We start from the raw sequence: 14,867 nt of genomic DNA on the forward strand, positions 1-14,867 counted from the left end.
TGACATTCCATTTAACATAATATACATAATGCGCACTGAATTGAGGATTCCATTGGGCTCGAAATCACCATTGCCAAGCCACCACAAGCCATTGAAATTCCTGTAAATCCAAGCCCGTTATACTTTTTTGCGATGTTTTCCCACATGCCACGAATCGCCGGATTTTCATTGCGGTCAGCGTGACAACCTAACAATGCCATTTCTGGGTCTATTCCTGCACCTTGTGCTAGAAAAACTGCTTCTTCATCAGACACATAGCGAATTCCTTTGCGCATTTTGCTGATTTTGTTCGGCTGTAGATTCAAATCGTGTGCAATCTGCTTGTCTTGTACATAGTTTTGAGCCTTTTTGTAGGCATCTAATAGTTCATTGGCGTACATGTGCACCTCCTTAATTCTTCCATTCTAGCTGTATAAGTTCGATTTTTCGCATCTTGTAGATTCGATTTTTCGAATTTATAGTTTCGATAAATCGAATCTGACCACCTTGGTTTGGGCGTTTGCCCTTGACGCTTTCGTCTGGCCTTGGTGGTCACTCCTAACTAGTCAAGGTGGTTTCTATGTCAAAATTCTCTAGCTTAATCGAGGTTAATCCTCATAACCCTTCAATACGTTCTATAGATTTCGGAAATCTTCGTCTTACTCATTTTGGTAATCAAAACGCCTATAGAATCCGAATTTCATTTTGTGATATCGGTGTTCACTACTCACAAGAAACGTATGTGTTACCGAGTCAACTTGAACATGTTGTTGAAATTGACCAACACGGTGAAGTTTGGGTAGTCCTTCGAGATGTAGACAACCGTCAAATCTTTCTATCTGTAGCCTGTCAGCATGCCTATGCATCAATCTGTGAACTTTTCTCAATGCCTGTCAGTGATGCGGTTATTCGCGCCTTTGAGATTGAGGAGCAACTTGCAGTAAAGCGTGACGCCGTAACTGAGTCTAGCTCAGAGGCATAACCCATGAACGAAGCCCAAACCATCTATTACGATTTGTTGCCTGATTACACGGTTTCTGTGTTGGTCAAAGGCTGTGAAGAATGGGATTTGCTTAAGTCTATGTCTCATCTTGAATCTTGGGCTTCGTCTGAATTTGTCTCTTACGAGTTGGTATCTATCACCAACACCACTTACCAAGAACGCGTTGATTTAGGGGTCTTCGATGACTACTGCAACTAACATCCTTAAGAAATTCGATGAGCAGTCTGTTCATATTGACTACCTATGTTTTACATTTGCAGTCAAGGACTTACGCCATTGTCACAACGCGATTCAACGTCTGCACAAGCATGAGGAATACAAAGGTTTAGCACCTAAATCTCTGTTACAGCGTCACTGCAAGGCACCCAAGTTCCCTGCTCCACCTCGATTTAATTCGACCATCGCGGGCACTGCCGAAGAGATTGAAGCGTACAACAGCGCCTTTGATATCTGTTACCGCAATTATCTAGAAGATTGCTTGCGCATTTTCACTAATCAAGTGCTTGGATTGTCTCTTTCTGCACCTCGTGGCCTTGGCTTTCAGTTCTATTCTGAGTCTATGAAGTTGACCTCACCAGATGGCGAAGACTTCTGTGGTTTCGTGGGTATCGGTGGCAACAATGACACGGTGCATTTCCAAATCAATGGCACTGGTTGTAAGCATGTGTTTGCCCGTCGCGCGCCTTGGTCGCTGCATGATTGGCTGACAAACGTTCTTGGTGTTCAAACGCTCGCGCGTGTCGATCTCGCTTACGATGATTACGACGGTATCTTTGACTGTGAATACGCGCGCAAAGCTTGGAATGATGATGCTTTCCGTACGGCTGAGCGTGGCCGTAATCCGGTTCTGCATGTTGACCATACGATTGCGGGCTTTCGTGATGGCAGTCCTGATTACACCAAAGAGCAATACTCTGTCGGCTCTCGTACTTCTCGCATCTACTGGCGTATCTACAACAAGGCTCTTGAGCAGAAACTCGCGAACACGGGTTTGGTTTGGTACCGCTCAGAAGTTGAACTTAAAAAATGGAACATCGATGTGCTGTTGAATCCTGCTGGCGCATTCGCGGCCATCAACGACTTCGCGGCGTCGATTTCTACTGCAAAACAATTCAATACAAAACCTGTCCCGACTAAACGTGCGGCGCTCGACCTGTTGGCCTCGGCTCACTGGATGCGTCGCCAGTACGGGAAAATCCTGAACTCTTTAATCGAATTCCATGAGGGCGACATCGAAACCGTTGTCGGCTCGCTCGTCCGTGATGGAACCAAATTCACCTTCCCCGATACCTACGGCAAGTTGGTGACTCACATATTGGAGACCTAACAAATGGCTAAATCTGTTTTTGTCCTAGGAATGGACATCACTTGGAACTCGGCACGTGGTGACAGTGCTCAACTGAACATCTCACGTCCACTACGTGAAATTAACTCGGAGAAATTCAAGCGTCGCACCATCGGCGAATCTGGTGACGTAAACCCACAATGGGATCAACCTTTGATGATTGATCATGAATACGCCCTGCTCCTTGAGCGCACCGGTGCTTTGGTTCCTCGTCGTGAGTACCAATTGCAACTTGAAATCAACCCAGAAGATCCATTGGCGGGTGCCATCGTGACAGCGCTTATTCCTGTTGATGCAGAAATTAAGAAGCACTTCGAAGCTTCAATGAAATCAGTTCAAGGTTAGAAAAAATGTCTGTATGCGTCACCGTTGTTAACCAGTACGGCAATTTAAAAGCGACGAAGACTCACGTCGACAATTGCCAAGAATACATACTGATTTCAGCGGTGGAGTATCAAGAATATAAGGACCCAGTCCTATTCAATGGTGACTTGTTCCTATATGTCAGTGGCGTGCTCTTGATCAACATGTTTGTCGGTCATTGGGTAGGTCGTGTTGTTCGCCTTATGAGTAAAAGGTAATTCAAATGAAAAAACTAGAACTTGTTGTAAATAACGTAAAACACGCAGTCGTAAACAAGAAAACAGCCGTAGGCTCAGCGCTTATGCTTGCTTCTGTTTCTCCAGCTTTTGCTGATACACCAGACTTAACTGGTTCAATTAACACTGCTGTGAGTGGTGGTCAAAGTAATGTGGCTCTAGTCGTTGCTGGCCTGATTGGTATGGCTGCACTGGGCTTTGGCGTCAATATGATTGTGGGTTTCCTTCGCAAGTAACGGTACGTTTTAATGCCTCCTTTATCTGGTAACTTACTTGGGGATGTTCTCGCTATCGTTCTGGGTATTTCCTTTGCGGGGGCATTTCTCCACGGCTTTGTGAGTGGCATCAATACTCACTAATCAGTTAATCAAGGGGGCTTCGGCTCCCTTTTTTATTGGTTTCAGACAATGATTCATTTTCTGCGCTTTTCTATTGTCCTTTTTGTTCTATGTTTCAGTAATTTAACGTTCGCTTTAGAAGCTTATGTTAGTTATAGGCACATGACGGGCTGCGGCTCCACGGGCGAATGGGTTGATCCTAATCAGGTGAACGCTTGTTTTATGAAGCATGATTTTATTCGTTCATGCACATTTCAGAAGGTAACTTATGCTAACGCTCGCTATCCTTATGAGACAGTTTGTGACAATTCACTTGCTCTTTCTTATTCAGAGGTTCGTTGCCCTGCAAACAGTGAATTCGATCCTTCAACATTGAGGTGTAAATCTCAATGCGAATACGGCGCAAATCCAGACGGTTCATGTATGGATGCTTGCCAATTCAAACAGTCAACGGGGGACGAAAGACGCCTTCAGTGGCTGGCTTATGTTTACGGCGAACAAGTCACGGGGGCTTGTTATGGTGACTTTGGCGCGACTCGTTGCGAACTCTCTCGTATTCCAAGCGACAGCACGCTTTGCACTGATGTTGATTCTGGGGAGTTTACGCAAAACACCTTATGTCACGGTAATTTCGAATTCACAGGAAATCAGTGTGATGGCGGTACTTTATTCTGGGGTACGAACGGACCTGATGAGCCAATTATCCCAACGGATCCAACCCATGACCCCGATGACCCAACAGGCCCTATAGAAGATCCTAGTGTCTTGCCTGATGACTCGACCAATACATTCAACAAACCTGACGTAGAAGATGAGCCGGATGTGGAAGAACCCGACACAGATGAATCGACAGACACGGCAGTTGTCAGCGCCATTACAGGACTTAACAAAGATATTAACACTGCCCTTCATGATTTGAATTCAGACATCAATGAAACTCAAGGCGCTATCGTTAATGAGTTGATTGCAGTCAAAGGCTCGCTTGTCGATAACACGCAAGCGACACAAGAACAGCAAATCAATGACAACAAGATATACAACAACACTAAAGCGCTTATCCAACAAGCCAATGGCGACATTACAACAGCGGTCAATAAGAGCACCAATGCAACTAAGGGTGTCCGTGAAGACTTACAAGGCTTAGGTGATTCGATTGGCGAATTGGGTAATAGCCTTGATGGTATCGAAGAACTGCTTAAAGGCTCTGGTTTCAATTCCCCTTACGGTGATGATGTGCCTGAGCAAATCTTCGCCTCGTCTGATTTCATCGCTATCAATGAAACCATCGCAGAGAAAACTCGCTCAATTGAAGACTACGTTAATGAAATCAAAGGTCTGGTTTCTATCGGTACCAACTTCAATAACGGCTCGTTAAGCGATCGGTCTTTCACCGTTAAAGGCACCAAGGTTGATTCTGGCCTACAGCGTTTTGATGACGTTTCGCCTTACGTTCGCCCTGTCATTCTCTTTATCTGCGCGCTCATTGCGCTCTACATCTTGTTTGGTCAACGGAGTAAATAACGTGGATTTCATTTATTCAGCGCTCGATTTTATCGCCAACGTCGGCCAAACCATGGTCGAGTTCATCCAGTACATACCGGATTGGATCATCAATTGCTTTGACTACGCGCAGCTTTGGTTTTTGTCTCTTTGGCTAGAACTAAAAATCTCATCGATTCAGTTAGCGCTGAAAATTGCTCAAACCTTGCTATCAGAGTATGGCGTTTACACGCTGGTTGAATCTCATTTCAATGCGCTCCCTTCTGATGTTCGTTACATCCTCATTCAATACAACGTGACAGGAGGACTACGCATAATTTTCGATGCGTTTGCGACGTCCTTAGTCATGCGTTTCTTTAACTGGTGATTCAATGGCAACTTCATTTAGATATGGCCACGGCGGCTCATATAAATCAGCGTGTGCAGTATGGTTCGACTTACTGCCAGCCCTTCGAGAAGGTCGAGTTTGCATCACCAATATTCATGGTATGCAGCCGCTCGACATTATCGAGAAACGACTGGGGGAAAAGTTTCCGGACAGTGCTCGCCTCATTCGTATCAGCTCGCGCAATCCCGAAGGCTTCGAACTTTGGAAGTACTTTTTCTGTTGGGCTCCGATTGGCGCCTTCATCCTTATTGATGAATGTCAGCAAATCTTCTCGACCAACGCTGGCTTTAAGATGGCCAACATACACAAGCGCCCTTTCACTGACTTTGAGTCTCATCTACCAGAGGGCTTTTCTGAGTTATTCCACTCACGCTGGCTGACTGTGGACACATCAACACTAGACAACGGCGAGATAGACGATTGTCAGCGTACACGTTTTGATGAGCAAGGACGGATTATCTACCCAGAGAACTTCAACAACGCTTTTATGGAGCACCGCCACTACAACTGGGACATTGTTTTATTAACGCCCGACTTCGCCCAAGTTCCTAAAGAGCTTAAAGGCGTGGCCGAGCTGGCCAAACAACACAAAGGTAAAGACGGGATCTTTTTCTCTAATCGTAAGCCTCGAATTTTAGAGCATGACCCAACACGAACCGTCACCAAACCAAGCAAAGACGATGTGGTATACAACCTCAAGGTTCCGCTTGATGTTCACCTGCTCTACGCCTCTACCGTTACGGGACAAATCACCAAAGCGGGTCTTGGAAAGAACATCTTTCTAAACCCTAAATTCTTAGCAGCTATGGCTCTGGTCGTGCTTTCATTTGGGTATATCACTTATGCAATTATTAATATGGTTTCTGGTTCTGAGGCGTCAACTGAAACAGGAACGCAGCCTTATCAAGCTACGCAGCAAAATCCGGTATCGTCTCCACAAGGTGAAGCTCATCATAACCAAGGTTCTGCGGGTCATCCTGTCGTGGGTTCTGGTCGTTCTAACTGTACGGGCACTGATTGCGGGACTCGGCCTTATCATGACATAGGCAACGTTCCGGCTTGGTTCCCACTATCCAACTCCGAAAGCATCTATGTGTCTGCGGTTGAGCGTTGGCACAAACCCAACTCAATTCGAGTGAGTGTCCATTTTGAGGTAATAACACCGAGAGGTGTTAGCTACCTCGATGACTCGTTTCTTAAAAAGCTAGGTATTCAAATGGATTATCTAGACGACTGCCTTGTCCAGCTGTCTAGCGGTGAATCGAACTTTTACGTGACTTGTTCCCCTTACGAGCAATTCGCACAAGTACAAGAGCAAGACATAGAACTTAAGCCCGTTGGCGGTATCTTTGGCGGAGACGAAACCTAATGAACGAATATGTGACACATGGGCAGTTGGTCGAAATCATCGAGCTGTTCGACCACCTCTCAATGATGAACGCGATCATCACTATCATTGTTTACGATCTCTTTCGCAGTGGCCTAGGAAAGCTGTGTGATTATTTGAAAGAGAAAAAGAATCATGAGTAAAGCGATATAAGGTTAGCACGGATTGGGCATCGCCCCGACCGAAGGGAGTCACCGAGATATAAGGAGTTGCGAAGCGACGACGAGGCACCAAGCCGCCCACACAATTCAAGATAGCGTAACAATCAAATCGGCGCGGTTAGCAGTCCAATCCTACTTGGGAGCCGCCGCCCTACTTTCCTGCCAAGCCCGCCTTGCAGAGCCTCACCACAACAGAGGCGCGCAAACCCACTGGAACACATCTGAACTATCAACGCCAAAGCTTTGCGAGTGCCGAGCAAGGCTTTCCCCTATTTATATTGATTTGGTTTGACTGCCGACCAAAGCGCGGAGCAAGTGAGGACGGGCTAGGACGATTGCGCGACGTGCGGCGGGAGGTCAAAACCCCCGTATCTGTATTACGGGGGTAAATTCCACCGAACTATCAAGGTTCGCTGTTTTTAGGTACCTGCAAACGAAGTGCGCCAGTGTTTGAACGATAGTGAGTCTTGCACCGATCGATCTCATATGATCAAATGCTTATGAGTTAGGAGGACTTTCAATGAGTAGAAATAAGAAATACGAAGAAAAGATGAAATCACAAGGATTTAAGAAGGTAACTATCTGGGTTCCTGCTGATAGAGAATCAGATCTAAAACAAGCTGCATCTGAAATGTGTGAACACGAAAACCTAACCGTCGGTGTGTTAAAAGACTTGAATACGGGTCGTATGGTTTCTATGCATTAAAAGGTATGTCACTGGTGACAGGTGTTAAAAAGCCGAACCCCATCGCTAATAGGGTCCGGCCTGTCTAACTGTCGAGGTCAACCGACGTAGGAAATATAATGTTTTTAACGCTTTGCTAAATGTGTTAACGACCTATTCTCGATACACATCGCAATATTCCCTACTTTAACAACTTGCTTACTAAACATTTCTCGGGTCAAATCAACTTGACCATTTTTATCCAACTCAGTTTGTCGTTTTCTCGAATGCAGCGATACCTGCTTCACATAGAGGTCTTGTGACAGGTTTGAAGGCATTTTCCGTTTTTTCTAGTCCAGAATCTGTGTATCTAGCACACCACACGTCATCCTCTCTTCCTGTAGTCTTATTCAAATAGTGGACACTTAGATAACTGTAATCGTTAATCTCGACTTTCAGTATGTCAGAAACATCGTAGTTATTAGGTAGTGAGACTACTACTTGGTTGTTATTCGTTGTTTGGTTAGCTGTGCGATTCGCAGGTTTATTTGGAGTGTAGTCGTGAAATGCAGATGTCTGGCCGTATGCAAGGCCTGAGACTGCATTAAGGGCAATTATTAGAGGGGTATATTTCATCTTCTAGTTTTCCTCCTTGGGATGTGTATTTATATCTTTTGTGATTTTCTTAGCGCGAATTCTCATTAAAATCACATGTAAAATCAATTGCACATGAATAACCTGCTGAATAGATCACAGGCTTCTTTTTCAACCTTTTTGTCAATATCGGAGGTTTTGGTTTATAGAATAGAGCAACCTTTGCTAGTATATGTATATATATACAGTATTGGTGATTTTATGCTGATTAGATACGTAAAAAGCCACGTTGGCCACCTACTCGACTCTGACGGTTTAGACATATACGGGAAGAGCATCGATGTCCCCGCTTTACTTCGTGATGGTGAACATAGGCACAGTAAATTTCGAGGAATGATTAACGCTTTTGAGTGTGGGTCCTTCCAACGAGTTAAGTTGGTTGGTTTCACTGAGTATAGTTTCGATAATGGAAAGAACTGGATAAAGATACCAAAGAATCACTATCTTATTGGTATCAGGAAATGGGGTGAGTTTTATGTTGTTCTGTTCAACGGTAAACCTAGAGTCAATGAATACTCACCAAAGCAACGAGAACGTTACACTAACAACGTTCACTTTATTCACAAGCCACACTGACAGTTAAACTTCAATCGATATGACTGAGGTAAGTCCAGCTTTTATGTAATCATGTACCCACAAACTTAGTGCGCCAGTGCTTGAGCGCTAGTCAGTAAGATCTAAAACCCGCATCTGACATGTGTGAGCTTAAAAAGATAACCGTTGGTGTGTCACAAGACTTGAACATAGGACGTATGGTTTCTATTCATTAAAAGGTATGTCACTGGTGACATATTCCTTAGATTAAGTTATTGTGTAAACCCTTGTAACTGTAAATATTTTTTCAATGCTTGATAAAACCCATGCTTTCGTTGCGATAGTCACTTCCTTGCTTACATGTGGTATAAACTACGGCACTTATCGCTTTACACTTGACCTTCACGAAAAGAGTCTAGCTATTAATGAGCATAAAACTGTTGTAGATAGCTTTAAAAATCAGATCAATATATCTAAAGAACTAGGTGAAAACTCATACGTTAAGAAGCTTCGGAAAGAGCTAAGCTCACACGAGAGTGATTATCGAAACACACTTATTTTGAAGAATGACTTGTTATCTTTAAAAGAGAAAAAAACAGATTTATCTAAATTAGAACAAACTGTATCTAAAAGATTAATTACTATCTTTGATAGCATATCTCAACCATATTCAAGTTTGCATTTTACAACTGATGAGCTAGCCTCAATACATGTTCTCAAGGGCAATTTAAGTAAAGCTAAACATTATTACAGCACCTACTTTAAAAATTCAGAAACATATAGTTTTTACGAAGTATTCAATGCCTTAAAATCAGTACAATCATCATTAGAACCTGATGACTCAGTGGTTGACTCACCTGCCTCTGATGATGACGCAGCGATAATCTTCGAGAGTGCCAAGAAATTCGAAGCTATCCCAGAGAAAAAAGGTATTGATAACGATCAAATACTATCTATTTTGGCTGCAATGGAAAATTTAGAAAAGTTTAAGTCCTTATCTAATTAATGGTCTTGTTGGTATTTAAATGAAATTGAAAGATATACAGAAATTTATTCGTCTAGACAGCTGCAACTATTTAGATAGTTATGCTGGATATAATGAAAGATTTGATAAAGACTTTAATAATACTTTCAAAATATTTTTTTATTTAGTAGATTCTGCATCCGGAATCTGGGAAAAAAATAATGCTCAGGTTAATAATAAATATCCTTGGATCTTAGATTCAGTAATACAATTAAATCGAGGTTTAGAGCTTCTCAACTCCTCTTTATCTCTAATGGCACATAATCATATGCCTGCTAACTGTTACCTTTTTCGCTCAGCATTGAATTGTTTTTGGTTCGCTCACAAGTTCATACAAAAAGACTTAGAATGGAAAGCATATGACTCAAACGGCCGTCTTAGCCGTTTTGAAATTTCTGATAGAGACCTCGTTGCTCTCATGCCAAACGATGACAAATCCACAGATATTGTAAGAACGTTCAATGGTATTTTGCACTCCGAGTTCTCTCAAGGTTGGCGCTACTCAAAGTCTAATAGAGGTGCTTCTTTTGAACTATCACCTCATGATTTTGAGACCGATGAACTGCTTGACCTGTTTTCTGAGTCCTTAACTAATATAAGAGGTATTATGGAATTTGCGAGATGCGTGATACAAAGTACCTTTCTCGATAATTGTCCTGAGGATTTATTCAACGCTCGTTATTTCAAGCCCTCTAATATTACTTCACTTAGGTCAACTGATTACCGCATACAGTCTGACTTCATAGATAAGACAGTCGAAATCGACTTAAGTAAGTATTTTTAAACTTTCGAATTCATAAGTAAAAAGGCTCCCACATAGAGCCTTTTGTAGATCATTTCCTTAAAGCCTTGCATATTTCAAAACTTGTCCCGCCGCTTTTACGTCCGTCAATGAGACGATTTTTAGCAAAGAAATCCCAATTAAAACTAGTTGTGCTGTTGCTAACTGTCCGGTGGGTAGCTCCAATCGTTCATGATGCACTTTAAAGTGTTCTTAGTGCTCAAATGCAATGCTCACTGTAGTAATGATTCTGACGGACTCGAAATTACCTTAGCCAAAGTACAAATCAATTACGATTAATTAATCGTAATTACAACACTTAATTATTGAGTGATTGATATTTATCCCTCATAATATGCTCAAACACTTTCATATAAATCAAGGTGAAGTTACATAAATGGATAAGAGTAAAGATTTACACAGTGATAGGTATTTACGTTGTGCTTTAATAGAGATTTCGAGAGTCAAACCTATTTGGATCACAATTAGTGAACTTAAAGATAACAATTTATTAAATGCTGCTGCGGGATTGTTAGGATTAAATGTTGGAGATATATATCCATACGAATTTTTGGATCTTTTTGATAAAGATTTGGACAAATACTCTACGTTTAAACTCTTTGAAAAAATTACTCGTTTGAAGATGAGACTAGCTAGATATGACATTGAAATAGATAAGTTCTATTCAAGTTTAAAAGTTGCTTCAAGAAAAAATGACGATAATAGGCAATTGTTATTTGAAGCAAAAGAAGTGATGGAAATTTTAATAAAAAATTACCATGATGTTGTTTATCATATCGAACAATCTCATATATATTTAACTTTACAATCTATGTCGGATGTAAATGGAGGATATGTAGGTGATATAAAAAAGGAGGTAAATGAACTTCAAGAAAATTGTATTACTGATATAATTTCGGCAAAGAAGGATATTTTAAAGGAATTAGAAAGTAAATTAGAAAATTTCGAGATTAAAACTAAAGACTTTAATAATAAATTTAAAATAAAAGAAGAAAACATTCACAATATAACACAGGGTCTAATAGAACAAATTGATAAGAATTTTTCTAGTCAACAACGTACAAATCTAGACACAGTTACGAAACAAACTAGAGCAAGTATCAATGAAATTCAGTTATCAGCTCAGAAATCGACTGATATGTTTCATGAATTACTCGACTCACAAATTGGAAATATAAATCATAGAATAGACAAAGAAATTTCTCAGTTTGAAAGTCACAAGTTAGAAATTCAGGGTATTTTAGGTGACATTAGTAATGCTCATCAATCTAATTCTAATCGAATTCAAGCAGATAAAGAGCAGGTAACAGCAGATTATCTTAGATTATTTGGTGTGCTTGGTTTAATATTTGTTATATTCTTTTCTCTATATTTATTTAACAGTTACTTAGGTTTCTTTGGAGAAAGTAATACTTCTGACTCACAGTTGACAGCCCAGTGGTTCCTAGTGCGATTTTTTACCATTACACTTTTGACCGGACCTTTTATCTATTTGCTAAAAGAGTCAGCGAGTCACCGTAATAAAGAGAATCTCTATAGACAAAGAGGCACTCAGTTATCAAGTATAGGTGCTTACCTATCTGAGTTAGATATACAAGAACGTACTCTACTTAAAAAAGAGCTAGCTAGAAACTTCTTTAGCTTTCATGATGTCAAGGCTGACACTCAAAATGTCCCAGATTTTTTGCGAGATATGAAGCAATTCGTTGGGATCGCTCGGACTATCAATTCTCCCCAAAATACGGCTAGTGAAAGATTACGAAGAAAATAGATAAGTCAAAAAAAGGGCTCCTATCGGAGCCATTTTTACATAATTTCCTTTAGGGCCCTTGCATACTTCAGGATTTGGTGAGCAATTGCCATATCATTTGAAGCGCCTAACTCTAACAATGCTACACCAATTAACACTTGTTGAGCCGTGACTCGCTGGCCAGTTGGAAGCTCTAAGCGATCATGCCTCATTACGAAGTTTTCCCAATCATCGCAGATGCTCAGTTCCCTGCCCTTGTTCATGCGCATCAGCCGTCTACACTCTGGCGGAATGGCTTTTCCCTTATCCCACTGTTTGACCGTCCTTACACTTTTTAAACAAAGTTCAGCTGCTTCCTCAACACTTAAACCACATTCAAATTCACGAAAAATATAGTTTTTTGTCATTTCGTGATACTTCATTGAACTGTCCCTCAAAAGTGGGACATTTTATAAATAAGTGATATGCAACTACATTAAACATAAGGGCCCATAATACGCCTTAGCATGAATTTCCTATCACCAAGTTTCATTGTCTAATATTGTCCCGATACATTTGGCATCATTATGCACATCATAATTAGGAGAGCTCATCAATATGCAACCATAGTGTTATGGGGTGAATTTAAATCAGTACTTTGGTGTTTTTTTGTAGTAAAAATAACTATTTGCGGCCATTGAGATTAAAAACGCTCAAGGTTTTTAATATAATTTCCAGTCATTTCAACAATAGGTATAAGTTGTGCGAAATATTAATAACCAAAAGAAAGCGATCGTACTATTCGCATTTTTAACGGTCGGTTCTGCGTTTCTGAATGCTTATGGCATGGTAGCTAGTGTCTTAGAACAAGTAATTTCTTTCTTTTCAACATTGATTACATATGCGGTAATTGTGACTTTGTTTACAGTGTTTATGGGCGCTGATGTAATCAAGTCTAAAATTCGAACCTACATTGGCGTTAGCTTTGTGCTCATGACCATCGTTGAAAATGTTTGTCCAATGATACTTTATAGTAACCAGACTCTTCCTGATGATTACTATTTTGTATTCTTTATTCAGTTAATACTTAATGTATACATAGCGAAGGTAATAGCTAATGAACGCAATTCTTGAACAGTTAGGAAAGGCATCCCCTCTAGGTTCTCTTCTAATGAAGATGAAAGGCCAACTAGACTCAAAAGCTGATGCAAACCGCATTTATAAGGATCTTTATCCAGTCTTAGAAGACCTTTTGTCTCGTGGATATGGTTTTGATACTCCAGAGATTCAAGGAGTAATTAGCGTACTTAGAGAATTACCTGCTTGGGGAGCTAAACGAGCAAATTTCGAGAAGCGTTACTTACAAGATGAAAGTACGCTGCGCAAATTACCTCGTGATCCGTCTTACTTTAATGGACAAGGTTGTTGGCATTAAATGTTTTGATGAATCATACAGGCTCCACTCGGAGCCTTTTTTTATACCATATTCTTTAACACTCTCGCATACTTCAGGATTTGGTGAGCAACTGCCATATCATTTGAAGCGCCTAACTCTAACAATGCTACGCCAATCAAGACTTGTTGAGCTGTAACCCGCTGGCCAGTCGGTAGTTCTAGGCGGTCATGCCTCATTACGAAGTTTTCCCAATCATCGCAGATGCTCAGTTCCCTGCCCTTGTTCATGCGCATCAGCCTTCTGCACTCCGGTGGAATGGCTTTTCCCTTATCCCACTGTTTGACCGTCCTCACACTTTTTAAACAAAGTTCAGCTGCTTCCTCAACGCTTAAACCACATTCAAATTCACGAAAAATATAGTTTTTTGTCATTTCGTGATACTTCATTGAACTGTCCCTCAAAAGCGGGACATTTTATAAATAAGTGATATGCAACTGCATTAAACATAAGGGCCCATAATGCGCACTGTAATAATGATTCTGATGGGCTCGAAATCACCATAGCCAAGCCACCACAAGCCATTGAAATTCCTGCTAATCCAAGCCCGTTATACTTTTTTGCAATGTTTTCCCACATGCCGCGAATCTCTGGATTCTCGTTGCGATCAGCGTGACAACCTAACAATGCCATCTCTGGGTCTATTCCTGATGCTTTCGCCAGAAAAACTGCTTCTGTATCAGAGATATAGCGCTTTCCTTTGCGCATTTCACTAATTCTAGACGCTTGCACATTCAAATCAGCTGCTATTTGTTTGTCTTGTACGTAGTTCTGAGCCTTTTTATAGGCATCTAACAGTTCACTTTGATACATCTAAATTCCTCCGTCTGCAATGGCAGCACCAATCTACTCACACGACACATCAGATTTTGTTACGCGCCCTACTTCTAACCCTTGTTTTGACTTGCCTAAGTCATTACACCGTAACGGCTCGTTCACTCGTCATATGACGCGCGCTTACACTGATATTTTAAAAGCACGTGATTCGATTGAAGCCGCACGTGCCGTGAATGATGCGCATGAAAGACTGACAGAACACGGCTACAGCTACGCCATTTCTGATGAGCAAATCACGGACATGGCAAAGCGTAAATCAAGGGACTTTGCTCGCGTCATTAATGCCATTCCTGTTGAGCAATCAATATCTCGTTTTAATAAAGTCGTTCAACTTCTTGATTCATTAGGCTTGGCATTTTCTGATAGCACCATTGAACGTGCCTCCGTAAATAATGAACTCTTTTCTTTGGTGAATCGTGCGCTCGATGAGAATTGGCTCGTTCGCCAATTGCGCCGTAAATCACCGAGTT

Annotated in this window: 19 protein-coding genes and 3 pseudogenes; 17 read left to right on the plus strand and 5 right to left on the minus strand. The window is 41.3% G+C overall.

Annotation, left to right across the window (positions count from 1 at the left end):
• Nucleotides 1-11 precede the first annotated feature (11 nt).
• Entirely contained in the window at nucleotides 12-380 is a 369-nt protein-coding gene (locus KIV40_RS09870) for a DUF3693 domain-containing protein (RefSeq protein ID WP_285348949.1), read from the minus strand.
• 341 nt (nucleotides 381-721) lie between these two features.
• Between KIV40_RS09870 and KIV40_RS09875 the strand changes: the two genes are divergently transcribed.
• The 13 genes from KIV40_RS09875 to KIV40_RS09935 all read left to right on the plus strand — a co-directional run bounded on the left by KIV40_RS09875 (nucleotide 722) and on the right by KIV40_RS09935 (nucleotide 10,360).
• Nucleotides 722-961, plus strand: a complete 240-nt coding sequence (locus KIV40_RS09875; protein WP_285348950.1) for a hypothetical protein — start codon at nucleotides 722-724, stop codon at nucleotides 959-961.
• Between the two features lie 3 nt (nucleotides 962-964).
• Nucleotides 965-1,180, plus strand: coding sequence for a hypothetical protein (locus KIV40_RS09880; protein ID WP_005531344.1), 216 nt, complete (start codon nucleotides 965-967; stop codon nucleotides 1,178-1,180).
• The gene (locus KIV40_RS09885) at nucleotides 1,164-2,309 is read left to right on the plus strand and encodes a replication initiation factor domain-containing protein (protein WP_285348952.1); all 1,146 of its coding nucleotides are present in this window, start codon (nucleotides 1,164-1,166) and stop codon (nucleotides 2,307-2,309) included. The genes KIV40_RS09880 and KIV40_RS09885 overlap by 17 nt, the downstream gene beginning before the upstream one ends.
• Before the next feature lie 3 nt (nucleotides 2,310-2,312).
• A complete protein-coding gene (locus KIV40_RS09890; RefSeq protein WP_012127988.1) occupies nucleotides 2,313-2,672 on the plus strand; it encodes a DUF1293 family protein in 360 nt (119 codons plus the stop codon).
• 5 nt (nucleotides 2,673-2,677) lie between these two features.
• Nucleotides 2,678-2,908: a hypothetical protein gene (locus tag KIV40_RS09895; RefSeq protein ID WP_012127989.1), complete on the plus strand. Its 231-nt coding sequence runs from the start codon at nucleotides 2,678-2,680 to the stop codon at nucleotides 2,906-2,908.
• 5 nt (nucleotides 2,909-2,913) lie between these two features.
• The gene (locus KIV40_RS09900; RefSeq protein ID WP_012127990.1) at nucleotides 2,914-3,162 is read left to right on the plus strand and encodes a hypothetical protein; all 249 of its coding nucleotides are present in this window, start codon (nucleotides 2,914-2,916) and stop codon (nucleotides 3,160-3,162) included.
• 171 nt (nucleotides 3,163-3,333) lie between these two features.
• Nucleotides 3,334-4,785: a hypothetical protein gene (locus KIV40_RS09905; RefSeq protein WP_285348954.1), complete on the plus strand. Its 1,452-nt coding sequence runs from the start codon at nucleotides 3,334-3,336 to the stop codon at nucleotides 4,783-4,785.
• Between the two features lies 1 nt (nucleotide 4,786).
• Nucleotides 4,787-5,131 carry a DUF2523 family protein gene (locus tag KIV40_RS09910; protein WP_021017733.1) on the plus strand — a complete coding sequence of 115 codons (345 nt, stop codon included), beginning with the start codon at nucleotides 4,787-4,789 and terminating at the stop codon, nucleotides 5,129-5,131.
• Nucleotides 5,132-5,135: 4 nt separating this feature from the next.
• Nucleotides 5,136-6,521: a zonular occludens toxin domain-containing protein gene (locus tag KIV40_RS09915; RefSeq protein ID WP_285348956.1), complete on the plus strand. Its 1,386-nt coding sequence runs from the start codon at nucleotides 5,136-5,138 to the stop codon at nucleotides 6,519-6,521.
• On the plus strand, nucleotides 6,521-6,682 hold the full coding sequence (locus KIV40_RS09920; RefSeq protein ID WP_285348958.1) for a hypothetical protein: 162 nt from the start codon (nucleotides 6,521-6,523) through the stop codon (nucleotides 6,680-6,682). The genes KIV40_RS09915 and KIV40_RS09920 overlap by 1 nt, the downstream gene beginning before the upstream one ends.
• 538 nt (nucleotides 6,683-7,220) lie before the next feature.
• Complete coding sequence (locus tag KIV40_RS09925; protein WP_005531371.1) at nucleotides 7,221-7,406, plus strand: antitoxin MazE-like protein; 186 nt, start codon at nucleotides 7,221-7,223, stop codon at nucleotides 7,404-7,406.
• A gap of 1,456 nt (nucleotides 7,407-8,862) precedes the next feature.
• Entirely contained in the window at nucleotides 8,863-9,558 is a 696-nt protein-coding gene (locus KIV40_RS09930; RefSeq protein ID WP_285348960.1) for a hypothetical protein, read from the plus strand.
• 19 nt (nucleotides 9,559-9,577) lie between these two features.
• Nucleotides 9,578-10,360 (plus strand): hypothetical protein, encoded by a 783-nt coding sequence (locus tag KIV40_RS09935; RefSeq protein ID WP_285348961.1) that lies wholly within the window; start codon nucleotides 9,578-9,580, stop codon nucleotides 10,358-10,360.
• A 57-nt stretch (nucleotides 10,361-10,417) separates the two neighbouring features.
• On the opposite strand, the pseudogene KIV40_RS09940 reads toward KIV40_RS09935, so the two are convergent.
• Nucleotides 10,418-10,570: pseudogene (locus KIV40_RS09940) on the minus strand (regulator); the annotation flags it as partial.
• Between the two features lie 184 nt (nucleotides 10,571-10,754).
• Here KIV40_RS09940 and KIV40_RS09945 point away from each other — a divergent pair.
• The gene (locus KIV40_RS09945) at nucleotides 10,755-12,149 is read left to right on the plus strand and encodes a hypothetical protein (RefSeq protein ID WP_285348962.1); all 1,395 of its coding nucleotides are present in this window, start codon (nucleotides 10,755-10,757) and stop codon (nucleotides 12,147-12,149) included.
• A 35-nt stretch (nucleotides 12,150-12,184) separates the two neighbouring features.
• On the opposite strand, the gene KIV40_RS09950 is transcribed toward KIV40_RS09945, so the two are convergent.
• Nucleotides 12,185-12,550: a regulator gene (locus tag KIV40_RS09950; protein ID WP_285348963.1), complete on the minus strand. Its 366-nt coding sequence runs from the start codon at nucleotides 12,548-12,550 to the stop codon at nucleotides 12,185-12,187.
• Between the two features lie 319 nt (nucleotides 12,551-12,869).
• On the opposite strand from KIV40_RS09950, the gene KIV40_RS09955 reads away from it, so the two are divergent.
• Together KIV40_RS09955 and KIV40_RS09960 are read left to right on the plus strand one after the other, a co-directional pair.
• Nucleotides 12,870-13,241 carry a hypothetical protein gene (locus KIV40_RS09955; protein WP_285348964.1) on the plus strand — a complete coding sequence of 124 codons (372 nt, stop codon included), beginning with the start codon at nucleotides 12,870-12,872 and terminating at the stop codon, nucleotides 13,239-13,241.
• Entirely contained in the window at nucleotides 13,225-13,542 is a 318-nt protein-coding gene (locus tag KIV40_RS09960) for a hypothetical protein (RefSeq protein ID WP_228176283.1), read from the plus strand. Before KIV40_RS09955 ends, KIV40_RS09960 begins: the two co-directional genes overlap by 17 nt.
• A gap of 41 nt (nucleotides 13,543-13,583) precedes the next feature.
• On the opposite strand, the gene KIV40_RS09965 is transcribed toward KIV40_RS09960, so the two are convergent.
• Both KIV40_RS09965 and KIV40_RS09970 read right to left on the minus strand, forming a co-directional pair.
• Nucleotides 13,584-13,949: a phage protein gene (locus tag KIV40_RS09965; RefSeq protein ID WP_050918605.1), complete on the minus strand. Its 366-nt coding sequence runs from the start codon at nucleotides 13,947-13,949 to the stop codon at nucleotides 13,584-13,586.
• A gap of 61 nt (nucleotides 13,950-14,010) precedes the next feature.
• A pseudogene (locus KIV40_RS09970) lies at nucleotides 14,011-14,373 on the minus strand (DUF3693 domain-containing protein); the annotation flags it as partial.
• A gap of 19 nt (nucleotides 14,374-14,392) precedes the next feature.
• Between KIV40_RS09970 and KIV40_RS09975 the strand changes: the two are divergent.
• Nucleotides 14,393-14,867, plus strand: a pseudogene (locus KIV40_RS09975) (replication endonuclease); the annotation flags it as partial.

It is taken from the genome of Vibrio sp. D173a, assembly GCF_030248475.1.